The organism is Rhizobium sp. WW22 (assembly GCF_047041135.1).
Lineage (GTDB): Bacteria > Pseudomonadota > Alphaproteobacteria > Rhizobiales > Rhizobiaceae > Rhizobium.
In genome coordinates, this window is the sequence record NZ_CP178199.1 from 550,081 (window position 1) to 573,643 (window position 23,563).

Annotated in this window: 21 protein-coding genes and 2 pseudogenes; 13 read left to right on the forward strand and 10 right to left on the reverse strand. The window is 59.7% G+C overall.

Annotated features, from left to right (window positions below):
- Positions 1-21: 21 nt before the first annotated feature.
- The 4 genes from ACK83U_RS21530 to ACK83U_RS21545 all read left to right on the forward strand — a co-directional run bounded on the left by ACK83U_RS21530 (position 22) and on the right by ACK83U_RS21545 (position 4,822).
- Positions 22-486, forward strand: coding sequence for a hypothetical protein (locus ACK83U_RS21530; protein WP_112608603.1), 465 nt, complete (start codon positions 22-24; stop codon positions 484-486).
- A gap of 5 nt (positions 487-491) precedes the next feature.
- Complete coding sequence (locus ACK83U_RS21535) at positions 492-1,178, forward strand: ABC transporter ATP-binding protein (protein WP_112414217.1); 687 nt, start codon at positions 492-494, stop codon at positions 1,176-1,178.
- Positions 1,175-2,452: an ABC transporter permease gene (locus tag ACK83U_RS21540; protein ID WP_112608605.1), complete on the forward strand. Its 1,278-nt coding sequence runs from the start codon at positions 1,175-1,177 to the stop codon at positions 2,450-2,452. Before ACK83U_RS21535 ends, ACK83U_RS21540 begins: the two co-directional genes overlap by 4 nt.
- 147 nt (positions 2,453-2,599) lie before the next feature.
- Positions 2,600-4,822, forward strand: coding sequence for a DUF1217 domain-containing protein (locus tag ACK83U_RS21545; protein WP_112608607.1), 2,223 nt, complete (start codon positions 2,600-2,602; stop codon positions 4,820-4,822).
- A gap of 86 nt (positions 4,823-4,908) precedes the next feature.
- Here the strand turns inward: ACK83U_RS21545 and ACK83U_RS21550 are convergent, their stop codons facing one another.
- On the reverse strand, positions 4,909-6,192 hold the full coding sequence (locus tag ACK83U_RS21550; protein ID WP_112608609.1) for a cystathionine gamma-synthase family protein: 1,284 nt from the start codon (positions 6,190-6,192) through the stop codon (positions 4,909-4,911).
- A gap of 336 nt (positions 6,193-6,528) precedes the next feature.
- Between ACK83U_RS21550 and ACK83U_RS21555 the strand changes: the two are divergent.
- Positions 6,529-7,307: pseudogene (locus ACK83U_RS21555) on the forward strand (class I SAM-dependent methyltransferase).
- A gap of 99 nt (positions 7,308-7,406) precedes the next feature.
- Here ACK83U_RS21555 and ppk2 read toward each other — a convergent pair.
- Both ppk2 and ACK83U_RS21565 read right to left on the reverse strand, forming a co-directional pair.
- Positions 7,407-8,321: a polyphosphate kinase 2 gene (gene ppk2 / locus ACK83U_RS21560; protein WP_112608613.1), complete on the reverse strand. Its 915-nt coding sequence runs from the start codon at positions 8,319-8,321 to the stop codon at positions 7,407-7,409.
- Positions 8,322-8,417: 96 nt separating this feature from the next.
- Positions 8,418-9,206 (reverse strand): 3-hydroxybutyrate dehydrogenase, encoded by a 789-nt coding sequence (locus ACK83U_RS21565; RefSeq protein WP_015343521.1) that lies wholly within the window; start codon positions 9,204-9,206, stop codon positions 8,418-8,420.
- Positions 9,207-9,411: 205 nt separating this feature from the next.
- Between ACK83U_RS21565 and ACK83U_RS21570 the strand changes: the two genes are divergently transcribed.
- Entirely contained in the window at positions 9,412-10,158 is a 747-nt protein-coding gene (locus tag ACK83U_RS21570) for an acetoacetate decarboxylase (RefSeq protein ID WP_015343520.1), read from the forward strand.
- Positions 10,159-10,194: 36 nt separating this feature from the next.
- Complete coding sequence (locus ACK83U_RS21575) at positions 10,195-11,352, forward strand: patatin-like phospholipase family protein (protein ID WP_112608615.1); 1,158 nt, start codon at positions 10,195-10,197, stop codon at positions 11,350-11,352.
- 50 nt (positions 11,353-11,402) lie between these two features.
- Here the strand turns inward: ACK83U_RS21575 and ACK83U_RS21580 are convergent, their stop codons facing one another.
- A complete protein-coding gene (locus ACK83U_RS21580) occupies positions 11,403-12,629 on the reverse strand; it encodes an ATP-binding protein (RefSeq protein ID WP_112608617.1) in 1,227 nt (408 codons plus the stop codon).
- Entirely contained in the window at positions 12,626-13,318 is a 693-nt protein-coding gene (locus ACK83U_RS21585; protein WP_112608619.1) for a response regulator, read from the reverse strand. The genes ACK83U_RS21580 and ACK83U_RS21585 overlap by 4 nt, the downstream gene beginning before the upstream one ends.
- A 202-nt stretch (positions 13,319-13,520) precedes the next feature.
- On the opposite strand from ACK83U_RS21585, the gene ACK83U_RS21590 reads away from it, so the two are divergent.
- The 4 genes from ACK83U_RS21590 (at position 13,521) to ACK83U_RS21605 (ending at position 16,827) form a co-directional block, all read left to right on the forward strand.
- Complete coding sequence (locus ACK83U_RS21590; RefSeq protein WP_112608621.1) at positions 13,521-14,282, forward strand: phosphatase PAP2 family protein; 762 nt, start codon at positions 13,521-13,523, stop codon at positions 14,280-14,282.
- Positions 14,283-14,468: 186 nt separating this feature from the next.
- Complete coding sequence (locus ACK83U_RS21595) at positions 14,469-14,645, forward strand: hypothetical protein (protein WP_162708057.1); 177 nt, start codon at positions 14,469-14,471, stop codon at positions 14,643-14,645.
- 151 nt (positions 14,646-14,796) lie between these two features.
- The gene (locus tag ACK83U_RS21600) at positions 14,797-15,426 is read left to right on the forward strand and encodes a ParB-like protein (RefSeq protein WP_112336116.1); all 630 of its coding nucleotides are present in this window, start codon (positions 14,797-14,799) and stop codon (positions 15,424-15,426) included.
- A 213-nt stretch (positions 15,427-15,639) separates the two neighbouring features.
- Complete coding sequence (locus ACK83U_RS21605; protein ID WP_183711401.1) at positions 15,640-16,827, forward strand: arabinose transporter; 1,188 nt, start codon at positions 15,640-15,642, stop codon at positions 16,825-16,827.
- 91 nt (positions 16,828-16,918) lie between these two features.
- Here the strand turns inward: ACK83U_RS21605 and ACK83U_RS21610 are convergent, their stop codons facing one another.
- From ACK83U_RS21610 to ACK83U_RS21625, 4 genes are all read right to left on the reverse strand, one after another.
- A complete protein-coding gene (locus ACK83U_RS21610) occupies positions 16,919-18,268 on the reverse strand; it encodes a cytochrome c (protein WP_112608623.1) in 1,350 nt (449 codons plus the stop codon).
- 120 nt (positions 18,269-18,388) lie between these two features.
- Positions 18,389-20,653, reverse strand: coding sequence for a xanthine dehydrogenase family protein molybdopterin-binding subunit (locus ACK83U_RS21615; protein WP_112608625.1), 2,265 nt, complete (start codon positions 20,651-20,653; stop codon positions 18,389-18,391).
- A complete protein-coding gene (locus ACK83U_RS21620; protein ID WP_112335900.1) occupies positions 20,650-21,111 on the reverse strand; it encodes a (2Fe-2S)-binding protein in 462 nt (153 codons plus the stop codon). The genes ACK83U_RS21615 and ACK83U_RS21620 overlap by 4 nt, the downstream gene beginning before the upstream one ends.
- Before the next feature lie 274 nt (positions 21,112-21,385).
- Positions 21,386-22,105, reverse strand: coding sequence for a CDP-diacylglycerol diphosphatase (locus ACK83U_RS21625; RefSeq protein ID WP_112398916.1), 720 nt, complete (start codon positions 22,103-22,105; stop codon positions 21,386-21,388).
- A 335-nt stretch (positions 22,106-22,440) separates the two neighbouring features.
- Between ACK83U_RS21625 and ACK83U_RS21630 the strand changes: the two genes are divergently transcribed.
- Positions 22,441-22,644, forward strand: a complete 204-nt coding sequence (locus ACK83U_RS21630) for a hypothetical protein (RefSeq protein WP_112336114.1) — start codon at positions 22,441-22,443, stop codon at positions 22,642-22,644.
- Positions 22,645-22,735: 91 nt separating this feature from the next.
- On the opposite strand, the gene ACK83U_RS21635 is transcribed toward ACK83U_RS21630, so the two are convergent.
- Entirely contained in the window at positions 22,736-23,083 is a 348-nt protein-coding gene (locus ACK83U_RS21635) for an NIPSNAP family protein (RefSeq protein ID WP_112608627.1), read from the reverse strand.
- Between the two features lie 125 nt (positions 23,084-23,208).
- Between ACK83U_RS21635 and ACK83U_RS21640 the strand changes: the two are divergent.
- Positions 23,209-23,343, forward strand: a pseudogene (locus ACK83U_RS21640) (transposase); the annotation flags it as partial.
- Between the last annotated feature and the right edge of the window lie 220 nt (positions 23,344-23,563).

The window sequence follows — 23,563 nt, forward strand, 5'->3', positions numbered from 1 at the left end:
CCATTTTTATGAGGGTACGCGATGTCGAAGCATCAGATCGCCACCATCAATCGTCGAGACTTTCTGGCCGCCGCCGCAGCCTTGCCTGTCATGGGCATTGCGGTACGTGCCAATGCCTCCGAGAAACTAGGCTTCGGCGAGCTCTACAAGAGTTTCGGTCCGCTCGGGCTCGAATTTTCCGACAAGGTCAAGCAGTCGAGCGGCAAGGACGTCGCCATCAACGGCTTCATGGCGCCGCCCTTGAAGGCGGAGGCGGCCTTCTTCGTGCTCACGGAAATCCCGATGTCGCTTTGCCCCTTCTGCTCTTCCGATGCCGACTGGCCAGATAATATCGTGGTCGTCTATCTCTCGTCCAAGCAGACATTCGTGCAGTACAACGCGCCGATCATGGCGCGCGGCGTGCTGGAGTTCGGCTCGTGGACCGATCCCGAAACCGGCTTTATCAGCCAGCTGCGTCTCAGGGACGCCTCGTTCAGGACTGTTTGATCCTCATGCTCGCTCTCGATGTTTCCGGCCTGAGGATGCAGTTCCCCGGCCTTGCCGCACCGGTTCTCTCCATCGACCGCTTCCATCTGCCACCGGGCGGTCGGCTTGCGATCACGGGTGCGTCCGGCTCAGGCAAGAGTACCTTCGTCAATGCGATTACCGGGCTGGAAGACGTCAGGGATGGCAGCGTGTCCTGGAGCGGAACGGAAATCACGCGCCTCTCTGCAGGCCGGCGCGACGCCTTTCGCGCCCGCAATATCGGCCTTGTCATGCAGGATTTTCATCTGTTTCCCGGCCTGTCCGCCTTCGAGAACGTCGTGTTACCGATCAAGCTGACACGGCGCCTTGCGGCCAGCGAACGGGAACGAGCGCTTTATCTGCTGGCGGTGACCGGTATCGCCCGACCGCAGCAAAAGATCGAAACCCTGTCGCGCGGCGAGATGCAGCGCGTTGCCGTTGCCCGCGCACTGCTGTCGCGTCCGGGCGTCATCGTCGCCGACGAGCCGACCGCCAGCCTGGATCGCCAGGCAGGCAACGAGGTTGCAGAGCTGCTGCTGCAATTGTCGGCAGAAGAAGGGACGACGCTCATCGTGGTCACGCATGACACAGCGCTCGCCGCGCGTCTTGGTCGCCGCATCAATCTGGCAAGCGGGCGCATCGAGGAAGACAGCCAAGAGGTGGCCGCGCAATGATCACCTTCATCCTTGCCGACCTCAGGCGTTTCTGGAGTGGGGCGCTGGCTGTTGTCGTGCTGATTGCCCTGTCGGTCGCGCTGAGCGTGACGGTGACGCTGCAGGAGCGGGCCGTCCGTCTCGGTAGCGCTCGCGCCGCCGAGAAATTCGATCTGCTTGTCGGAGCCGCGGGTAGCGAGACGCAGCTGGCGCTTTCCGCCGTCTTTCTGCAGCCCGCGCCGCTGCCGCTGATGGACGGCGCCGTCCTTTCCCGCCTTGCCAACGATCCGCGTGTCGAATTGGCCGCACCCGTCGGCTTCGGCGATTCTGCCTACGGGCATCCGATCGTCGGCACAACCACAGGCCTGATCTCGTCCCTTTCGCCAACGCTCTCGCAAGGTGCGATGTTTGCACACCTCGGCGAAGCGGTTGTCGGCTCCGATGTCGCCCTGTCGACCGGTGCGGAAGTCAAGCCAATGCACGGCACGCCCGAGGCCGGTGGCGAAACCCATACGGCCATCGCCTACAAGATCACGGGCCGCATGGCGCCGACGGGAACCGCTTGGGACCGCGCGATCCTCGTGCCGATCCGGGCGGTCTGGCAGTTGCACGGCATGCATGGCGGGGAATATCACGACCATGATGGCGATGAAGCAGATGCGCACGGCGCGGCCAATCCTGAACAAGATCGTCATGAAGGCCACGAACACGGGCATATCGACGCTGATGCGCCGCTGGATGAGCATTTCGACGCGCAGACACCGGGCGTGCCCGCCGTTCTCGTCAAGCCGAAGACGATTGCCGATGCCTATCGCCTCAGGCAGGAATACCGCACCGGCACGACCCTTGGCGTCTTTCCAGCGGAGGTGTTGACCCGGCTCTATGCGACGCTCGGCGATGCCCGCAGTCTGCTTCTGGCGATCGCGCTTGGGACGCAAGCGATCGTCATTGCCGCCATCGTGCTTGTCACCATCATGCATGTCGGATCCAGGCGGCGGCAGATCGGTGCCTTGCGGGCGCTCGGAACGCCGCTCCGCTCGATCGTCATGCTTGTCTGGGGCGAGCTCTTCATTCTGTTTGCCGCCGGCATCGCGCTCGGCATCGCGTTTGGTTATCTCGCAGCGCTGACGATCTCCGCGAGACTCGCGGCTGCGACGGCGGTGCATTTGCCGGTTGGCTTCGTCTTCGACGATCTATGGCTTGTCGGAGGTTTCGCGGCCGTTGCGGCGATCATCTCCGTCGTCCCGGCGGTCAGTGCCTTGCGCTCCAGTCCCGCTACGGCGCTGCGCGCCTGACGGCAGCGGTCAAAAGGGCGTCGGTTGGCCCCTCTTTTCCCGTAGGCTTATGTGACGTTTTGATTGCCGATATAGCTTCGCGCAAGGTCTGGTTGCGATAATCGATGCGGGGTTGACTACTGGTGAACTGCGCTGTGGGGGCGATCTATGATTTCGACGTATCTCGGCTATGTGTCCGCGACAAAGGACATGGCATCGACGCTGGCGGGCATCGCCAAACAGGCGACGGTCAAAAGCGATCAGCAGTATTATGATACGCATATCGGCAAGGTTAAGAATGTCGACGAATTTCTGAACGACTACAAGCTGTACAGCTATGCGATGAAAGCCTATGGCCTGGAGGATATGGCCTACGCCAAAGCCTTCATGAAAAAGGTTCTGACGAGCGATCTCAGCAACGCGAGCAGCTTTGCAAACAAGCTGACGGACAGCCGCTATCGGCAATTTGCTGCCGCTTTCAATTTTGGCGGCGCGTCGAAAAATCAATCCGCCCAAAGCGATTCTCAGAAAACCGATACGATCGGGCTCTATGAGCAATCCTTCGCCAATGAAACCACCTTGGCCAAGAAGGAAAGTAAGTTCTACGACACCTGGATCGACAAGGTGTCGAATGTCGACGACATCGTCAACAGCAGCAGGATGACGGACTATATTCTGCGGGCGCACGGCTTGAGCCCCGACAATATATCGAAAACGTTCCTGAAGTCGGTTCTGACCAGCGATGTCAACGACCCCAACAGCTTCGTTAACACGGCGAGCAACTTCTCCTCCGCATCAGCCCAGTCCTCCGCATCGGTTCAGGCGACATATAAGCTGATTGCGTCGCAGTTCGGCTTCAATGCGGATGGAACGCTTTCCGGCGCGACTGCCCAGACAGCGCAGCAAAAGCAAGACATGATCTCGCGCTATGACAGCATGGTCCCGAATCTGCTGACACCGTCTGCGGCCACCAGCAATGACGACTATTATCGCCAGGCAATCACGAAAGTTCAGTCGCTCAGCGAGATTACTGGCGACAACAGGCTGTTTTCCTATATCAAGACGGCATTCAACCTCGATCCCAAGCTCACCCCGGTCCAGTTCAACCTAGTCTTCACGAATTCCGACTATGCCGCATTGACCGGAATGGCCGATATGGTCGCGCATTTCCAGTTTGCATCCGACGGAACGTTGCCAGCCGGTCAGCCGGCACAGACGCCGCAGGCCATCGACGATATCTCGATCAAATATTTGAAGCAGGCCAAGGGCGCGAAACAGGCTCTGTTTACCGATGCCGAGAAACACTACAAGACCGCGGTTGGTGAGATAAAGACGATCGCGGACTTCTTTGCCGCCAACGACATAAAGAGCAAGGATCTTCCCACCGTGGAAGATATGGCGCTTCGCGCCTTTGGCATCGGCAAGAATGAGGTCTCCAGAGATCAGCTGCGCAATATCCTGGAAAGCGATCCCTATGACAGCAAGAGCTACGTCAACTCGCTGAAAGACAGCAGGTTCGTCGAGCTTGCCAAGGCATACAATTTTGACAGCAAAGGCAATCTGCGGGCACCTGTTACGGCGCTGTCGCAGACTTCGATCAACAGCTTGATCTCAGCCTATTCCAAGTCGAAGACCTTCGGACTGACCGGTGAGATGCGGGACAAGGCGGTCAAGGATGCCAAGGACGCGGCGACTGAATTCAACAAGTCGATCGTCAAGATCAAGACCGTCGATGATCTCCTGGCCGACAAGAAGCTGACGGAATTTATCCTCGTTGCGAACAATATCGATCCCAAGTCGGTCGACAAGGCTACCTTGAAGAAGGCCTTCACGGCAGACGCCGAAGATCCCAAAGGCTTTTTGAATACGCAGGCAGGCCAGCGCTTCAAGGCGATGGTGAACGTCTTCAACTTCGATGCCAAGGGAAATCTGACGACGGCCAAGATCGAGGCGGGACAGAACAAGGGCGCGCGTCTGGCAACCAACGATCTCTATCTTCATCAGACCTTGGAATCGCAGCAGGGAGACTCCAACGAGGGCGTCCGCCTCGCCCTCTATTTCCAGCGCAAAGCGCCGCAGGTCAATTCCGTCTACGATATCATGTCGGATCCTGCGCTCTACAATGTGATCAAGACGACCTATTCGCTGCCCGCATCCATGTCGAACATGGATGTGACCCGCCAGGCGGCGATGCTGGAAAAACTATTCCCCGTCAAGGATCTGCACGATGCTGGGAAGGTGGACAAGCTGCTCAAGCGCTTCTCGGCCGTTTTCGATGCGGCAAATGGCGGAAGCACCGCCTCAGCCGCGTCAGCCATTCTCACACGGGGTGCCGGGATCGGCATGAGCGCGGACCTCATGCTCTCGATTGCCCAGCTCAAATCGCGATAGCGCGTTCCAGGCGCTCCGGCGCAAGAGTTTCGTCGCCTCGCTTGCGGGCGATCTTCTGATCGCCCGCAGCTGATCTGCGTGTCTCGTCAAGCGGCGTCGAGAGCAGCCGCAAGATCGGCAATCAGATCATCGGGATGCTCAATCCCGATCGACAGGCGGATCGTCGATTCCAGCACGCCGATGCGGTGGCGCACATCCACAGGTACGCCCGAATGTGTCGTTGTGGCAGGATGGGAGGCCAGCGATTCCGTGCCGCCGAGGCTGACGGCGAGCTTGAAGATCTGCAGTGCGTTCAGGAATTTGAACGATGCCGGCTGGCCGCCCTTGATGTCGAAGGAGAAGGTGGAGCCCGCGCCGGTGCACTGGGCGGCGAATGTGCGGCCGGTCGCCGAAGAGGGATCGATGTAGGGCAGATAGTGGATCTGCTCGACCTTCGGATGGTCGCGCAGGAAATCGGCAACCGCCCGTGCGTTGCTGTTTGCCCGCTCCATGCGGATCTGCAGCGTTTCCAGCGATCGGCCGAGCATCCAGCAGGAGTGCGGATCGAGCTGAGTGCCGATCGCTCCCCGCAATGCCTTCACCTGTTTGATGATGGCTCTGGAGCCGAGTGCGGCGCCGGCGATCAGATCGGAATGGCCGCCGACATATTTGGTCAGCGAGTAGAGGGAAATATCCGCGCCATGCTCGATCGGCCGCTGGAAGACAGGGCCGAGCAGGGTATTGTCGCAGGCGATGATCGGCGTGTGTCCCTGCTTCTTGCCGATCGCATCGGCAACGCGGCGGATCATCGCGATATCGACGAGGCTGTTTGTGGGGTTAGCAGGCGTTTCCACGAGAATGACCGAGACACGACCTTTGGCCATGGCCTCCTCGGCAGCTGCCGTCACCGAGCCTTCGTTGACACCGTCGGCGAAGCCGACGGCGGCGACCCCGAGATTGAGGAATGTCTTGGCGACCAGCGTTTCCGTGCCGCCATAGAGCGGCTGCGAATGCAGGATCGCATCGCCCGGGCGTGTAAAGGTGAGAAGGGCCGTCGCGATCGCCGACATGCCGGAGGAAAACAGCGCGCCGCTTTCCGCCTTTTCATAGACGGCAAGACGATCCTCGACGATTTCGCTATTGGGGTGATTGAAGCGCGAATAGACGAGGCCGACGCCCGTGCCCGCCGGCGGCTCGGTGCGGCCGGAGATATAGTTGAAGAAATCACGCCCGTCCTCCGCCGATTTGAAGACGAAGGTGGAGGTCAGGAAAACAGGCGGCTTGACCGCGCCCTCGGAGAGCTCAGGGTCATAGCCGTAATTCAGCATCTGTGTTTCGGGATGGAGGGGGTGGTTGCCGATATGCGTTTTGGACGGATGCGGCGCAGTCATGACGGTCTCCTCGGCCGATGATGTGAATTTTAGACTCACATTATACATCACTTAGAGTGCCGGCTCGCTATTCGTCATCATCTACGATGCTGCTTTGGCTCTGAACCCGATATGAGGCGGAACTATCCAATCAGCGCATGACTATCCGGAATACGACAGAAAGGTCGCTATATCCATGAGTGGCGCTCGCCTTGACGCCGTACCACCCCAATTTTCGAGAGCTTCCGGCTTCGCTGTCGCGGTCCCGCAGAAATGGGGCGTTTCTTGATCGACCGGTCCTAACCGATGAGCAGGCTCGGAGGTGAAATGCATGAAGAGAACCAATGAGGTTTACATTTGAAATCGGGCGTTCGAAAATTTGTATTTCGCGATCTTCAGAAAATCGATGGTTACATCGACCCACCGGATGCGCTTGTCTTCCTGTCGTTGATCGAAAAGCAAAGACAGGAGAAACTTTACGGCGGCCTCGCCGAAATCGGCGTTTATTACGGGCGGTCCTATTTTTTGCTGCGCAAGATCAGTGCCCCCGACGACAATGTGCTTGCGATCGATCTTTTCGACATAGAAGCGGACGGTGCGCAATATCAACGCTTTCTCGACAACGGAAGATCACTGGGCATTCCCGTTGATGGGATCTCGTCATAACAGGTGATAGCACCGGGCTCGATCCGCAGGCCATCATCGACAGGGTTGGGCAGGTTCGTTTTTTCAGCATCGATGGAGGACATTTGCTTCGCCACATCGTTGCCGACAGCCGGTTGGCGAAGAGCGTACTGGCCGATCACGGCATCATCGCCTTCGACGACACGTTCAATCCGGCTTGGCCGGAGGTGACGGTCGGCGTCTCCGATTTTCTGCGCAGGAACAGCGATACCTTTGCCGCCTTCTGCATGACGAAGTATAAGACCTACGTCTGCCGCCGGGATTTTCATGAGTTCTATCGGGCCGCACTTGGCAGGGCACGACATCTTCTGCCGTTCGAGCATGCCGAGATGGATTTTCTTGGCTCGAAAGTCCTCAGGCTGCATGATCCCATCAACCGGAGGGTCGCCTATGAGCTCTTGCGGCGGCTGGGCTTGGGCGCCATATCCGAATGGGCCTATCGCTCGGCCTGATCTTGAACCGGCCTTGCTTGCCGGTGGCGGAGTTAGTGATTTCGTTTTTCAAGCAATCCTCAGAGGGGCCTGCCTCGGGCAGGCCCCTCGTCGGCGTGATCAGTAGATTTCGGGCACGTACATTTCCGGCGGTACCGGCGTACGGTGATAGTCTGCATTGCGCATGCGTTCCGGCAGCACGATCTCCGGCTTCGGTACGCTTTCGTAGGGGATCTGGCCCAGAAGATGGGCGATGCAGTTGAGGCGCGCCTTCTTCTTGTCGACGGCGTGGACGACCCACCACGGCGCTTCCGGAATATGGGTGCGCTCCAGCATCTCTTCCTTGGCCTTGGTGTACTCTTCCCAATGCACGCGGCTCTGCAGATCCATCGGCGAGAGCTTCCACTGCTTCAGCGGGTCCTGAATGCGCATGCTGAAGCGGAATTCCTGCTCTTCGTCGGTGATCGAGAACCAGTATTTGAGAAGAATGATGCCGGAGCGTACCAGCATGCGTTCGAAATCCGGCACGGAACGGAAGAATTCCTCCAGCTCCTCCGGTGTGCAGAACCCCATGACGCGTTCCACGCCCGCACGATTATACCAGCTACGGTCGAACAGGACCATTTCGCCCGCCGTCGGCAGATGAGCGGCATAGCGCTGGAAATACCACTGGTGCCGCTCGCGCTCGGTCGGAGCCGGCAGTGCGACCACGCGGCAGACGCGCGGATTGAGGCGCTGGGTGACACGCTTGATGGCGCCGCCCTTGCCGGCGGAATCTCGGCCCTCGAACAGCACAACGACCTTGAGCTTCTTGTACTGCACCCAGTCCTGCAGGCGCACGAGCTCATGCTGAAGACGGAACAGTTCGCGGAAATAGACCCTGCGGTCGAGGGTTGCCTCGCCTTCGCTGACAAGGCCTTCGGCAACCAACTCGTCGATACGGTCCTCTTCGAGCTGCATCTCCAGCTCTTCGTCGAAACTGTCGACGATCTCATCCTTGATACGGCTGAGCGGGTCCTGGTTTTCTTGAGTCATTGTGCGCTTCCTGCTCCGTTTTCATGTTGGTGCCGCGGCCTGCGGCCGCGGAAAGCCGGTATGGTCCTCGAACAAATGCCGGCTATGGTTTCAGCATTACTCAGCGGTCCAGCCGCCGTCGACGGAAAGCGTCGTGCCGGTAATCTGCTTGGCGGCATCGCCGCAGAGGAAGACGGCGATGGCTGCGACTTCATCCACAGTCACGAATTCCTTCGTCGGCTGGGCGGCGAGCAGCACATCATGCTTGACCTGCTCTTCCGTCATGTTGCGCGCCTTCATCGTCTCGGGGATCTGCTTCTCGACGAGCGGCGTCCAGACATAGCCGGGCGCGATGGAGTTGACGGTCACGCCATTCTGGGCGGCTTCGAGAGCGATGGTCTTGGTGAGACCGGTAATGCCGTGCTTGGCCGAGACATAGGCAGACTTGAAAGGTGAGGCGACAAGCGCATGCGCCGAGGACGTATTGATGATGCGCCCCCATTTGCGCGCCTTCATGCCGGGAATGGCGGCCTTGATGGCGTAGAAGGCAGCAAGCAGGTTGATGCGGATGATCGCTTCCCACTTGTCGTCCGGAAACTCCTCGATCGGTGCCACGAACTGGATACCGGCATTATTGACGAGGATATCGAGGCTGCCGAAGGCTTCCTCGGCTTCACGCACCATGGATGTCACTTCCTCGCCATTCATCATGTTGGCGCCGGAGTAGCGGCACTTCACGCCGAAATCGGCCTCGATGGCAGCGCGTTCCTTTTCGATCGCATCGGCATCGCCAAGGCCGTTGATCGTGACATTCGCGCCTTCAGCGGCAAAGGCGCGTGCAATCGCAAGCCCGATACCGCTCGTCGAACCGGTGACCAGCGCATTCTTCGAAGTCAACGAACCCATGATGCAACTCCTGCAATCGTAATGACGTGGTTGGGTAAAGGGAAATGCTCAAGATGGGTGCACACTGCCAGCCGGATATGTCGCTTTGATAACAGTGCGGTTTCGCCTCTCGCCGCAACCCTTCGGCACCTGACACTTCACTGTCATGCAACCGTGCAAATTTGCCGCCGGCGCCTCGCTGTTTCCTCCAACGACGGAAAATACGATGAAGGTCGAAGACATTCTCAAGCATGCCTATGCAATGCCGCTGACTAACCCCTCCTATCCTCCGGGGCCTTATCGGTTCTTCGACCGCGAATATATCATCATCACCTACCGGACCTCGCGCGAGGCGCTTGAGGCCGTCGTGCCCGCGCCGCTCGAAATCGACGAGCCGCTGGTGAAATACGAATTCATCCGCATGCCCGATTCCACCGGCTTCGGCGATTATACCGAGACCGGACAGGTCATCCCGGTGACCTATCGCGGGCAAAAGGGCGGCTATGTCCACTCCATGTATCTGGATGACGATGCGCCGATCACCGGCGGCCGCGAGATCTGGGGCTTCCCGAAAAAACTAGCCAGTCCGAAGATCGTCAACGAGGGCGAGGTCATCGTCGGCACGCTGCATTATGGCAGTGTCCTTTGCGCCACGGGAACGATGGGTTACAAGCACAAGCCGATCGACCAGGGACCGCTTCTGTCCGCTCTCTCGGAACCCAACTTCCTGATCAAGATCGTGCCGCATGTCGATGCCACCCCGCGCATCTGCGAGCTTGTGCGCTACTACTTAACCGATATCACCATCAAGGAAGCCTGGACCTCGCCAGCCGCCCTCGATCTCAGGCCGCATGTCATGGCGGACGTTGCGCGGCTGCCTGTGCTGGAAGTGGTTTCCGCGGTTCATTTCACCGCCGATCTGACGCTCGGCCTCGGCGAAGTCGTTCACGACTATCTCGCAGAGCGCAGATAACCAAACCTCATTGCTATTCCATGCTGGAGACGGACCGTGCTTGAACGAAACACCAAGGCCGCAGCCCCGACTATCCCCGAAATTGCCGCTCAATATGATCGCGTCGCCCTGGTTTTCCAGGGGGGCGGCGCGCTCGGCGCCTATCAGGCCGGCGTCTACGAGGCGCTTGCCGAAGCGGGATGCGAGCCGACCTGGCTTTCCGGCGTCTCGATCGGCGCGGTCAATGCCGCGATCATCGCCGGCAACGAGCCTGGTCGGCGGCTGCAACGTCTGGAGCAATTCTGGCAGATCATCTCCGGCCGCAAGATCTGGGCCTATACGCCCGAAGGCGATTTCTTTCGCGATATCCGCAACCGCACCAGCTCGTGGATGACGATGACCATGGGCCAGCCCGGCTTCTTCAAGCCGCGCTTTCCCAATCCCTGGCTGGAGCTGCCGGGCGCAGAAGGTGCCACCAGCTTCTATGACTCGGCAGAGCTTAAGAAGACGCTGGAAATGCTGATCGATTTCGACGTGCTGAACGATGGCAAGAAGCGCTTCAGCGTCGGCGCGGTGAATGTCCGCACCGGCAACTTCGTCTACTTCGACACCGACAATATCCGCATCGGCCCCGAGCACATCATGGCGAGCGGCGCCCTGCCGCCGGCGCTCCCGTCCATCCGCATCGAGGGTGAATATTACTGGGACGGCGGCATCGTCTCCAACACGCCGCTGCAATATCTGCTCGATCAGGAAGAAGACCGCAGTTCGCTCGTCTTCCAGGTCGACCTGTTCAGCGCCCGCGGCGTCCTGCCGCGCAGCATGCCGGATGTCCTTTCGCGCCATAAGGACATCATGTATTCGAGCCGCACGCGGCAGAACACCGATAATTTCAAGCGCATCCATGGACTGAAGATGAAGCTCCTGGGTGCGCTGAAGCGTGTCCCTAGGGATCAGCTGACCGCGGAAGAGGAAGAACTGATCGCCGATTATTCCGATGCCGGTGTCGTCAACATTGTGCACCTGATCTATCAGCACAAGAACTACGAAGGTCACGCCAAGGATTACGAGTTCTCTGGCACCTCGATGCGAGAGCACTGGGATATGGGCCTCGAGGATACGAAGCGGACGCTGCGCCATACCGACTGGCTGTTGCCGCCCTTCACGGATGATGCGGTCGCCATCCACGATCTCCACCGGGAAGACCCGGCGTGAGACCGATGTTGCGCCAGAGCAGTTCCAGCAAAAGTGCGAAGCGGTTTTGCTCAACAAAGCCCGCATTGGGAGGCTGTTTCCTGTCCATCGAAACCATGTGTTTCTCCTGGCGTACTGTCCGTCAAATGGATTGACACCATTGCGCCGCCTTCCGGCCGGTTCGCGAATTCCAGGTGCCCGCCATGGGCAAGCGCGATTGCCTGCACCACGGATAGCCCCAGTCCGGTGCCGCCGGTCGCGCGCGAACGCGAGGGGTCGCCACGCCAGAACGGGTTAACGGCGACGGCATCCATATCCACCGGAAATCCGGGGCCGCGATCGAGAACGCGGATGATGACGCTATCGTCCGCCACCTGCTCGGTTTCGCATCGCAGCGAGCCGCCCTCTGCAGCGTAGCGGCATGCATTTTCGAAAAGCGCCAATACAGCCTGACGGATACGCGGGGAGTCGGCTGAAATCCAGGCGGGTTTCAGCTCCGTCTCGACCTGCAGCCTGCTGGCTTCCAGCATGGGCTTTGCCACGGCGATGACAGTCTCGACCAATCGCGATGCGTCGATGCGCTGGCGCTCCATCACCAGCTTCTGGCCGATGGCGAGCGACAGGGTGCGCAGGTCTTCGACAACCCGCCCCAGGCTTTCGACCTGCAGGAGGAGATCGGAAATGATTTTCCGGTCCATCGGAAATACGCCGTCGAGCATACTTTGCAGTGATCCTTGCAGGATGGTCAATGGCGTGCGCAGCTCGTGTGCAACCGCCATGTTGTTGAAACGCAATCGTTCCTCCATCGTCTCCAGGCTGGTCGCAAGAGCGTTGAAGGTTTCGACAAGGCTCGCGACTTCGCGGGCGCTTCGATAGGAGGCGGGGACGCGGACGGAGAAGTCGCCTGATTTAAGGCCCTCGGCGGCAGAGGTGAGCTCTTCGAGCGGATGTGTGAGCCGACGCGCCAGGAAGACGCCGATCACGGCGCAGAGGAGCGCTGACATGAGGCCGAAGACGAGCACGGAAAGCTGCACCTTGAGATCTGTCGGCTCCGTCAGCGAATTAAGATGTTCGACAAGCAGCTTGAGCGAATCCCCATCGGGGATCTTGTTTTCACTCAGCATCTTGTAGGCTGTTGCGGCTCGCGGCGGCAGGGCATCGCTGATACCCTGCTCCAGATAGGTCGCGTACCAGTTGACCCCCAGATAGGTCAGGCCGACGCTGAGCAGCAGCATGATCGTGATGACGACGGCCGTGAGCGTGGCAAGCGGCGCGCTGGGAAATCTCGGTTTCTTCATCTCGGGTCCGAAAAGCGATAGCCGATGCCGCGCACGGCAGGAAAGAAGCCGATCTGCCCCATTTCCTCCAGTTTGCGCCTGAGATTGGAAATGTGCGTGTCGACGGTCCGCACCAGAGCATCGCTTTCCGGCAGGCAGGCATCGAGAATATCGGCACGCGCGAAAGCCTGAGTCGGATGGCGGATCATATAGGCGAGGATGCGGAATTCGCTGAGCGTCAGCGGCAATGCAATACGGCGCTCGTCCTTGTTGATGAAGACGGTATAGCTGCCGAAGTCGACCTCCAGCGCGCCGAAGCGCTTGATGGCTTCTGCTCGCTCGCCCTGCGTCCGGCGCAAGACCGCTCTGACGCGGGCGACGACTTCCTGCGGGTTGAACGGCTTGACGATGTAGTCGTCGGCACCAAGGCGCAACCCGCTCAGGCGGTCGATGTCATCAGCAACGGCCGTGACCATGATGACCGGCGTCGAGCTGGCCTGGCGCAGGCGGCCGAGCACGCCGAAGCCGTCCAGTTTCGGCAGGCGAACATCCAGCAGCACGAGATCCGGCTTCAAAAGCGCATGGTGCTGCAGCGCGGTTTCGCCGTCGCCGGCGCGAACCGTGCGAAAGCCGTCCCGCGTCAGATAGCCCTCGAGTATCTGCGCGATCGCCGGTTCATCCTCGACAATAAGAACGAGACTGTTATCCACCCCTAGCGCCCTGTGCTTCTTCCGTTTTCCGTTCGACTTTGTCGCCCGAACCTTACTATTGCGGACTAAGCCCGCTTCCGCAATTTCCAAACAGTTTTCCGATCGTCCGATGGCCGATTCTGAACAGAGCCTTCATGCGATCTTCGCCATTTCTTGACAATCGGGCTTCAGCTTGGCGCCGTTCCGCCTTTGGAGACATGGCATGTGGAAATTCGCATCAAATTCTTGGAGCGCCGGCTCCGGTCAAATGCGGCCGCGTCAGCTGCAGGCAACTGCGGATAGCGAATTGGCTGTTATCGGCATGCTGATCGTCTGGACCAGCTTCGTCTTTGTGGTTTTTCCGAAGCTCGATCTGGCGGTCGCGCGCCTGTTTGCCCATGGGCATGCTTTCTGGCTGGTGGAGAATCCCTGGCTGAAAGCGGTGAGGGACATCGCTCGCCAAAGCCAGCCCTATATTGTCGGCGCCATGGCTGTCACCGTGGTTCTGCATGTCTTCCTGCCGCGGCGACTGCGGTTCTGCCCTCCCCACAAGCCATTGTTCGTGCTTCTGAGCTTTGCCGCCGGGCCGCTATTGATCGTGCAGACGCTGAAGGTCGCAATCGGACGTGTACGCCCCCGTGACTTGATCGAATTCGGGGGCACGGCGGACTTTACGCCGGTATGGCAGTTTTCTGGGGCGTGCAGCCGCAATTGTTCCTTTCCCTCCGGCGAAGCCGCCGCGGCTGCCGCTGCGTTGTCTCTGTTGATTCTCGTGCCTGCACGGCGCAGATGGATTGCCGCGGCGATCATGGTGCCATGCTCGCTGTTCGTGGCATTCAACCGCGTGATCTTCGGTGCTCATTTCCTGTCGGATGTCATGCTCGGGTGGCTTTTGACCATGTTCGCCATGGCCATGATCTGGCGCTGGATCGGCGCGAATTCGCGGGCGATCGATCGCTACGTCACGCGCCTTATGTTCAGATGACCCTATCCTAGGGTGTCTCCGCAATGCGACAGTTCCAAGCAAACGGATGTTACAAACCTTAACACAACGTTTCTTCACCTTTCCTTCGATCAGCGTTTACCTATTTAGCGTTCGCCATGCCGCCGGACGCGATCAAGGCCGGTAAGGCGGACGGCGAAAGGACCTGGTCAGGGTGAGAGTGATGGGATGGGGTTGGTAGATTGGGCGCTGCGGGGAATGCTCGAGATGGATGGCCGACGCAGGATGCGGTCCCGCAAAGACCATTACGAGCCGTGGGTCCTACTTGCCGTCGAGAGTTTCGAGCGGGAAATGCTGGCCTTCTACAGGCGTTCGCAGTTTACGGTGATCAAGAAAGCCGCATGACAGGCAGTTGATCTCCGAACATGAGCTGTGCTTCTCACGGCAGGTTCGCCTTCAGTCGATACAGCTTGCCGACGAGCATATAGTGCCGATCTTGCCGGATCGGCCGGTTATGCTAGGCTCAGATGGTCCTGCCTTTGCGGAGAGCTTTCAAATGGTTACGCTGCGCGAACCGATCCTGCATCCAGTTCCCATCGAAGAATTGAGACCCACCCAGATCACCGTCGGCATGCGGGAGGTCAAGGCCAAGCGCAAGGCTTGGCGCCTCAAGGCGGAAGCCGCGGGCGATAAGGCCGGTGAGTTCCTCGGAAATCACATGGTGCCGACCATTCGGGGACCGCGCGGCCAATACTATGTCATCGATCATCACCATCTTTCGCTCGCGCTTTATGAGGAAGGGGTGAAGAATGTTCTCGTCACGACGGTTGCCGATCTTTCGCGACTTGACCGGGAATCCTTCTGGTTCGTCATGGACTGTCATGACTGGATGCATCCCTTTGACGAAGAGGGGAAACGCCGTGGCTATGAAGACATCCCGAAGAGCATCAAGGATCTGATCGACGATCCCTATCGCTCTTTGGCTGGCGAACTGCGGCATGTCGGCGGCTATGCCAAGGACACGACGCCGTTCAGCGAATTTCTCTGGGCTGATTTCTTGCGCCGCCGCATCAAGCGCAAAGATCTAGAGAAGAATTTCAAGGCCGCGCTGGAAAAGGCGCACGATCTTGCCAAGCACAAGGATGCCGATTACCTGCCCGGCTGGTGCGGTCCGGTCGCCGAATAAGTCTGAACCGATCTCGCAAGCCTGAAGCTTCGTTGGCCGACCGCTCAGCTTGGCGAGCTCGGATTGACTCTGATTCAGCAAGCGCATATTGCAGATGCAGCCAGCCTTGCTGGCCGTAAGCGTTTGACGTCAAGCAACGCACTCAACGATCCTCGTCGGTCGGAGTGCGTTTTTTTATGCCTTCGCCGACCGAGGAAAAGCCTGGAGATTATCATGGCTTTTCAATCGACACCTGATCCGGCGCGGAGCCGGCTGATGCTGCTCAGCGCCATTCTCTTCATTTCCTATCTTTGCGTCGGCATTTCGTTTCCGATCGTACCGCTTTACGTGAGCGGACAACTGCAGCTCGGCAATGTCTGGGCGGGGCTCGGCGTCGGCATCGCCTTTCTGGCGACGATCCTCACGCGCGGCTATGCCGGTGGGCTCTCGGACCATCGCGGCGCCAAGGTCGCGGTGGCACAAGGACTTGCATTCTATGTCGCCGGCGCTTTGACGGCGCTGGTCGCCGGCCTGCTGGCGCACATGCCATTGTCATCCTTCCTGCTCCTCCTTCTGGGACGCTTGGCTCTGGGGCTGGGTGAAAGTCTGGTCGCCGTTGGCGTCATCGCCTGGGGCATTGGTTTCGTCGGCCCGGCGCGTTCGGGTCGGGTCCTGGCACTGGTCGGCGCTGCCATCTATGGAGCGCTTGCGGTGGGCGGGCCGATCGGGTTGATGTTGTTCAGCCGGTTCGGCTTTGCCGGGACGATGGCGATCAGCGCCGTCCTGCCGTTCCTCGGGCTGGTGGCGATCTGGAGAGTTCCCGGCGTTGCGCCGCATCCCGGTGAGCAGCGCCCGCCATTTTGGAATGTCGTCAGCAGGATCTGGCTGTATGGGGCGATCGTGTGCCTTCAGGGCATAGGCTTTGCCGTCATTGGCGCCTTCTTCACGCTCTATTTCCTCGACCAGGGCTGGAACTACGCTGGGCTGGGCTTGACCGCCTTCGGCGTCGGCTTCGTTCTGGTGCGCGTGTTCTTCGGCCATCTGCCTGATCGTATCGGTGGCTTGCCGGTCGCCCTCGGGTCACTGGCCGTCGAAGCGGTAGGCCAATTGTTGATCTGGAGTGCCACCGATCCCGTGCTCGCGCTCGCCGGTGCCTTTTTGACCGGTCTCGGATGCTCGCTGATCTATCCTTCCATGGGCCGCGAGGTCGTCCGGCGGGTGGAGCCGCATCTGCGCGGCACGGCGCTTGGCGGCTTCTCGGCCTTTCAGGACCTCGCCTACGGGCTGACCGGGCCATTCGCCGGCCTTTTGGCCGACCGGGCCGGCTATGGCAGCGTCTTCCTGGCGGGCGCTATCGCTGCGATGGCTGGCCTGTTGATTGCGTTCTCGCTCCGTAGAATACGAACCGTCGCATTCAATTGAACGATACACGGTCCCTGCTGCCCGGCGGGGGCCGCATAAAGCACTTCGCGACAACTGCTTTGCGCCGGCAATAGCCAGATGCGGTAGAAGGCTACCGCATCTGCAATATGATCGGGCTGCTGCTGGCCGGATCCGTATGCTCCCGCAACGCCTTCACATCGTTTGCCGCAACCGCTCCGCCATGATTTCCCCAAGATGAGCGCACGAATGTCAGGACATCGGCGATCTGTTGGTCCGAAAGCTGCTGGCGGAACGGCGGCATGCGATAGGCATCCGGAATGCCGCTCGCCACGACCCGGCTGGAGCCGTTCAGCGTTACATTGATCTGGGAAGCGTTTTCCTTCGCAAGCGAAGCGGCAGAGCCGGCGAGCGGCGGAATCCATTGCTGCTTTCCGCGTCCGTCGACGCCGTGGCAGAAGCTACATTTGGCGACGAATGTCTGGGCACCCGGGATCTTCTCGCGGTTGGAAAGCGATACGGTCTGGGCGGTACCTTCGTCGTATTGCCAGGGGGTGCCGTCGCGGGCGGGATCGCCGGGCAGGGATTTCAGATAATGGCTTATTGCCTTCAGATCGTCATCACTCATGAACTGTGTCGAATTGTTGAAGGCATCCGCCATCGAGCCGAAGACGACGGCATGACCGTTCCTGCCGGTCTTTAGGAAGGCATAGATATCGTCCTCGCTCCAGCGCCCAAGTCCGGTATTGGCGTCACCACGCAGGCTCGGCGCATACCAGCCGTCGAGAAGAGCGCCGGAAAGATAGAGCGGGCTGCTCTCATCCAGCGCCTTTTCCGCCATGGTGATGGCGCGGGGCGTATGGCAGCTGCCGCAATGGCCTGGCCCTTGAACGAGATAGGCGCCACGGTTCCACTGGTCATCGCCGGCCGTTTTCGGCTGATAGGTGCCGCCTTCGGTGAAGACCGCGTTCCAGAGCGCCAGCGGCCAGCGCATGTTCATCGGCCATTTGATGTCGGAAGGTTTGTCCGCCTGTTTCACAGGCTCGACCCTATTCATGAAATAGGCATAGAGCGCACGAATGTCGTCGTCGCTCATCTTCACATAGGAAGGATAAGGCATGGCCGGATAGAGGCGATGCCCATCGCGGGCAACACCCTGGCGCACAGTGCGGTCGAAATCGGCGAGCGTATAGTTGCCGATCCCGGTTTCCTTGTCCGGAGTGATGTTGGTCGTGAAGATGGAGCCGAGCGGCGTCCCCATCTCCAGCCCGCCGGCAAAGGGAGCGCTCTTCGGCGTGCTATGGCAGGCGACGCAGTCGCCGAGGCGCGCGACATATTCGCCGTGCTGGAGCAGGTCCTCCGAGGGCGCCTGTATCGCGGCGACATTGTCGAAGGGAGATGCCGGCGTGCGGGTTACGAACCATGCGACGCCGCCGGCCACAAGCACGATAATCAGGAGAAGAACCAGAAGAAGTTTCTTCAAAGGTGTGCCCTCATGTCTTTGCTTCGGGATTTTTTACGCGGCTAGAGCCAACCGAGCCGGCTCTCGGACCAGAAATGAGCCGAGAGCCGGATGTGTGCTTGGCGCAGCGAGTGCTGCGCCTCAGCTTTCAAAGGTGTAGTTGGAGAGAGGCATGCTGCGTATCCGCTTGCCTGTCAGCGTGGAAACCGCATTGGCGACCGCCGGCGGGATGGCTGGCAGGCCCGGCTCGCCGATGCCGCCCATTTCCGCCCCGCTTTCGACGATGCGGACGTGAACGCGCGCCATGCGATCCGGCGGCAGGATCGGATAGAGGTCGTAATTGCGCGCCACCGGCTCGCCGTTCTTGTAGACGGCCTCCTCCATCAGAACCTGTGACATTCCGAGCGCCGTCGCCGAATTGACCTGCGCTTCGATAATCGCCGGATTGACGATGCTGCCGGGGTCGATCGCTTCCCAGACGTCATGGACGACGACCTGGCCGTTGCGGATCGACACTTCGGCGATGGCAGCAGTGTGGCTACCGAACGGAGAGGCCATTGCCACGCCGCGCGCGCGCCGCGAACCGTCGCCTGCCGTGAAAGGCCCCCGTTTCCAGCCGCCTGAGAGATCACCAGCCGCTTTCAGGAGATTACTCAGCCGCTCGTTCTTTTGCAGCAGCTTGAGCCGCAGCTCATAGGGGTCCTGCCCGCCCTTGTCGGCGAGCTCGTCGAGGAAGGTCTCATAGAAGAAGTCGTTCATGGAATTGCCGACAGAGCGCCAATAGGCGAGCGTCGTCGGGTTTTTGACGTAGATCTGTGCGATGCGGTAGTTCGGGATTGCATAGGATTTTCCGGCAAGGCCCTCCAGGGCCGTCGGATCGAGTGAATCCTCCTTATGACCGTAGACGCCTTCCGTCGGGCCCTCGCAAGCGCTGATGGCCTCGAGTGCCACCGGCATGCCGCTGGCGTCGAGTGCGCCGCGAAAGCGTACGGCGGCCATGGGACGCATCGGATCGCGCAGGAATTCCTCCTCGCGGCTCCAGATGAGCTTGACCGGCCGCCCGACCTCTTTTGCGAGCTGGATGGCCTGCGGATAGGGATTGGCCGATGGATACAGGAAATGCCGTCCGAAGAAGCCGCCCAGGATGGGGCTGTGGATTATCACCTTCGATGGATCGAGGCCGGTCAGCTTGGCTATGTCGGCCTGGAATTGCTCGGGCGCCTGGTTGGGCATCCAGAGTTCGAGACTGCCGTCCGGGTTGAAGCGGGCCAGCGTGGACGGAGGCTCCAGCTGCGCATGATGCAGATACTGGCTCCTGTAGGTGGCGGAAACGACTGTCTTGGCGCCGTCGAACGCCTTGGCGATATCGCCGACATTCTCCGCTTCCTTGCCATTGCCCGGCTCGTTGGCGAGCCTGTCGTTAAAGGCTGCGGTCGAGAAATCGGCGGGCATGTAACGGAAGGCGGGATCGGCGTCCGGGCCGGGCTCGCGCCAATCGACCTGGGCGGCCTCGGCTGCCCGCTTGGCATTCCACCAGCGCTCGGCGACGACTGCAACAGCGCCGGGCAGGCTGTGGACGGAATGAACACCCGGCATTGCCTTGAGCTGCTCTTCGTTGCGGATCTTGCCGATGGTCAGGCCGAGGCGCGGTGCGTGCTGGACGGCGGCATGCAGCATGCCGTCAACCTTGCAATCTATTGCGTAGATTGCCTTGCCCGTTGACTTGTCATGCATATCCAGCCGCTCAACCGGTTTGCCGATCCAGCGGAATTTGCTTGGGTCCCTAAGCGTCACGCTCTCAGGAGCGGGAACCGGCAGATCCAGTGCTTCGCTCGCAACGTCGCCATAGGCGAGGCTGCGGCCCGATGCGGCATGAATGACCCGGCCGGGTTCCGTCGTCAGTTCGGTAATCGGCGCATCCAGGCGCTTGGCGGCGGCTTGCAGGATCATATTGCGGGCGAGCGCGCCGAGCCGGCGCATGGTCTCATAGCTGGTGCGCACCGACATGCTGCCGCCGGTGATGCGCATCTGGCCATGTACGACCAGATAGTCGCTGCCCGTGGGCGCGTTTTCGACGACGAAGGTTTTCGGGTCGGCATCGAGTTCCTCGCCGACGATCTGGGCCATGGCAGTGAAGACGCCTTGGCCGCCTTCGACGAAGGGGCTCATGAAGCGGATGGTGCTGTCCGGGCGGATTTCGAGAAAGGCGGGAACGCGTGTGCCTGGAGGCATTGGGCTTGCCGCCTGCTGGGCTCGCGCGCGGCCAACCGGAACGCCGAAACCAAGCACGAATGCACCCGCGGCGGCACCGGCTGATGTCAGGAGAAAGTGCCGGCGTGAGATGTTGACCGGAGCTCCCGTGGGAAACTCATCTTCGGGAACGAGATTGCGGCTGGTTTCGGTCATAGCGTTTCTCCTTCCTTGGAAGAGAGATCTTTGACTGCCGTCTTGATCGCGTTGTAGGTGCCGCATCGACAGAGATTGATCATCGCCGCAGCGATCTCATCATCGGAAGGATTAGGTATCTGCTTGAGAAGTGCGGTCGCGGCCACGACTTGTCCCGATTGGCAGTAGCCGCATTGCGGGACCTGATGCTTGACCCAGGCGGCGACAACACGCTTTCCAACCGGGTCCGCCTCGATCGCTTCGATCGTCGTAATCTGGCGGCCGGCGACGCTGTCGAGCGGCGTTACGCAGGAGCGCACCACTTCGCCATCGACAAGAACGGAACAGGCACCGCATTGTGCCAATCCGCAGCCATATTTCGTGCCGGTCATGCCCAGCTCGTCGCGGATGATCCAGAGGAGCGGCGTATCTCCCTCCGAATCGACTTGGTAGGATTGGTTATTGATTTGAAGATTCATGAGGCGCCTCCTGAGGCTTTCGATCGCGAACCTTCAATGCCGGTGCTGTTCGATGATCTGGATGCTCAACGAACGGGCGTATAGCTCAGGCTCACAACCCGGACTATAACACTGAACCGCCTGCATCAAAAAGATTAGTAGGTGAATCGCGATAGACGTTAGAAGCCAGATTCATAAATTGGCTTCCAAGCCCATCTTGACTGCTGAAGCAAGGTTCTCGCTGGGCCGATGGGGAGACGATATGGTCGTCGATCTATGCCGTAACTTACTGATCTCAATGCGTTATTGAGCAGCTATGATCCTGCACGTCCTCGCCGCCCATGCCGGGCGTTGCGACATCGGTGAGGACGATGAAACCGGGACCATCGGCAAAATCGGCCCCGACGACCACGAGATTGTGATCGCCCATTTCCTTCGCCGGGTCCTTCAATGTCCTGGCAAGCGCCAGGAACGGATTGAAGTCGCCCAGTGTCTCGCCCTTGACACGGAGCGCCGTGAACGTATGCCCGGCGATAGTTTCGGGAAGGGGTGCCCAGTCGGTGCCGATCTTGTCGGCATCGGCCTTGAGGGCAGCCCGTGCATCGGCGCTCAAGCAATCGACGTGGATATGCAGCTGGTTCTGCGACCGTGCCTGCTGCGCGTTGACGGCCAGGCTGAGGCCGTCGCGCGGGAGCGCGTGTGGCAAGCGGGCCTCGACGTCGCTCCGCTCCGCCCACGCATCGGCAAAATAGTTATGTGTTGCGGGATCGAGAAGTGCCGCGCTCTCCATGCCCGTGATCTTATCGGTCGGAATCAGCAGAACCTGCGCCACGCCGCGAAGATCCTTCAGCATCGCATAGTGCTCGGCCGCATTTACCGATAGGCAAGGTGCGGTCTGCACCACGCATTTGTCATGAACGATCTTCCAGAGCACGTCGGAGTCGGCGAAGGCCGGCGCGAAAAGGAAGGGGAGGAAGGATGCGGCAAGAGCCGTGACGCGACGCGAGAATGTCATGGCAGGAAATTTCCCAGGTTCAAACGGTTTGGCATTGTTCGAGATTTCGGAGGGCTTAGCATAGGCCTATTAGGCTGATGTGACGGCTTGACGGCGGCAAGTGTCAAATGCGGGCAGGTGCGTGCCGTAGAGATTGCGTGATATCAGCTTCGATTCATCATGGGCTAAGGCCGCTTTCAGTTTGGTTGCCTAAATGGCAGGAGCCGGGGAAAACCATGCCTCGCCCCAGGGAGGAAAAGGTCACCTGCAGTGACCTTCCAAACATCCACTGCGAGGCGTTCGCAACGCTCGATCGCCGCAATTTGCGGCAGACAAAAAACGATCAGGAGCTTGAAATGGGTATCGGAAAGCTGATTGAAGAAGTTGCAGGTGCCGTGGCCGCCGACGAGGCCGTTGAGGCTGTCGACCCGAATGCCGGTTTCCTGACGAAGGCCGCCGCCGCCGTCGCCGGCTTTGAAGGCGTCAACAAGCTGACGGACGTGCTGAAGGAAAAAGAGCAGGAGCCGGCTGCCGACAATAGCAGCGATCAGAACGGTTGACTGGAAAGCAGCAGGCGCGCGCGTCGAAAAGATTTTGAAAGCCGGGCATGTCCCGGCTTTTACCTCAGGTTTATCAATCTTCCATCGGTTTTCAGCCATCGGCCTCGACGGAGATAAAGGGGCGAAAGAATCCAGTCGGCTGCAGGATCGAACTGGCGATATTGGCAATGATCGGGCCTGCCGTCTCGCTCCTAGCCAGAGCCTCCCTCCAGGCCGGATCAGCCACGAATTCCGCCCATTTCCGCTGGCGCTCCTCCAGCGATTGCCATTCAAGGAAATAGATGAGGTCGTTGCTGGAGGGCCCGACCATCGTCGTCCAGAAACCGAGGGGGCGGATGCCGAGCCGGCTCCAGATCGCCAGTGTCGCCGTTTCGAAGCGCTCCTGCAGCGCTGGCAGCTTGCCGGGCAAGCAAGTATAGATGCGCATTTCATGGATCATGAAAAATCCTCCTTGGGTGAATTCAGAACAGGCCGAGCATGTTCCCGCGAGCCAGATTTAAAAATAGTTGAGCGATAACAGTGGGTTGTGATTCCTTGTAGTGCTGAAACAAAACGGCGTTTTCGATGATGTGCTCTACTATTGCTCGGTTTGAGCATAACTGACGTGGGCTTCATTTTTCAAGTGATTTTACGGACCGAGAATGGGCATTGATCAGTTCCCTGATTCCGCCGGCGTGCAGTGGTGGGCGACGTAGGACAAACAGCAGGGGCTCTTTCTCATCTCGGTTCAAGATTTGCCCGCCTGCCGGGGGCTTGACGAAAACAAGCCAGGCATTAATTTAAACGGAGGCGCCTCCGTTTATTGATGGCGCCCTTTGCTTCCTTATTCAGATGAGAACCGACCGTGACACCACAATTCCATCGGCTCCGTCTTCCTGAAAGAAACCCACAGCAACCGGTAGACCGACGAAGAGTTTCT

What these genes read in the sequence shown, in the direction of transcription:
- ACK83U_RS21580 (WP_112608617.1), bottom strand. Translation starts at nt 12,629, where the DNA reads ATGAAGAAACCGAGATTTCCCAGCGCGCCGCTTGCCACGCTCACGGCC.
- ACK83U_RS21530 (WP_112608603.1), top strand. Translation starts at nt 22, where the DNA reads ATGTCGAAGCATCAGATCGCCACCATCAATCGTCGAGACTTTCTGGCC.
- ACK83U_RS21615 (WP_112608625.1), bottom strand. Translation starts at nt 20,653, where the DNA reads ATGACCGAAACCAGCCGCAATCTCGTTCCCGAAGATGAGTTTCCCACG.
- ACK83U_RS21550 (WP_112608609.1), bottom strand. Translation starts at nt 6,192, where the DNA reads ATGACTGCGCCGCATCCGTCCAAAACGCATATCGGCAACCACCCCCTC.
- ACK83U_RS21535 (WP_112414217.1), top strand. Translation starts at nt 492, where the DNA reads ATGCTCGCTCTCGATGTTTCCGGCCTGAGGATGCAGTTCCCCGGCCTT.
- ACK83U_RS21620 (WP_112335900.1), bottom strand. Translation starts at nt 21,111, where the DNA reads ATGAATCTTCAAATCAATAACCAATCCTACCAAGTCGATTCGGAGGGA.
- ACK83U_RS21570 (WP_015343520.1), top strand. Translation starts at nt 9,412, where the DNA reads ATGAAGGTCGAAGACATTCTCAAGCATGCCTATGCAATGCCGCTGACT.
- ACK83U_RS21540 (WP_112608605.1), top strand. Translation starts at nt 1,175, where the DNA reads ATGATCACCTTCATCCTTGCCGACCTCAGGCGTTTCTGGAGTGGGGCG.
- ACK83U_RS21545 (WP_112608607.1), top strand. Translation starts at nt 2,600, where the DNA reads ATGATTTCGACGTATCTCGGCTATGTGTCCGCGACAAAGGACATGGCA.
- ACK83U_RS21590 (WP_112608621.1), top strand. Translation starts at nt 13,521, where the DNA reads ATGTGGAAATTCGCATCAAATTCTTGGAGCGCCGGCTCCGGTCAAATG.
- ACK83U_RS21635 (WP_112608627.1), bottom strand. Translation starts at nt 23,083, where the DNA reads ATGATCCATGAAATGCGCATCTATACTTGCTTGCCCGGCAAGCTGCCA.
- ACK83U_RS21600 (WP_112336116.1), top strand. Translation starts at nt 14,797, where the DNA reads ATGGTTACGCTGCGCGAACCGATCCTGCATCCAGTTCCCATCGAAGAA.
- ACK83U_RS21625 (WP_112398916.1), bottom strand. Translation starts at nt 22,105, where the DNA reads ATGACATTCTCGCGTCGCGTCACGGCTCTTGCCGCATCCTTCCTCCCC.
- ACK83U_RS21630 (WP_112336114.1), top strand. Translation starts at nt 22,441, where the DNA reads ATGGGTATCGGAAAGCTGATTGAAGAAGTTGCAGGTGCCGTGGCCGCC.
- ACK83U_RS21605 (WP_183711401.1), top strand. Translation starts at nt 15,640, where the DNA reads ATGGCTTTTCAATCGACACCTGATCCGGCGCGGAGCCGGCTGATGCTG.
- ACK83U_RS21595 (WP_162708057.1), top strand. Translation starts at nt 14,469, where the DNA reads ATGGGGTTGGTAGATTGGGCGCTGCGGGGAATGCTCGAGATGGATGGC.
- ppk2 (WP_112608613.1), bottom strand. Translation starts at nt 8,321, where the DNA reads ATGACTCAAGAAAACCAGGACCCGCTCAGCCGTATCAAGGATGAGATC.
- ACK83U_RS21565 (WP_015343521.1), bottom strand. Translation starts at nt 9,206, where the DNA reads ATGGGTTCGTTGACTTCGAAGAATGCGCTGGTCACCGGTTCGACGAGC.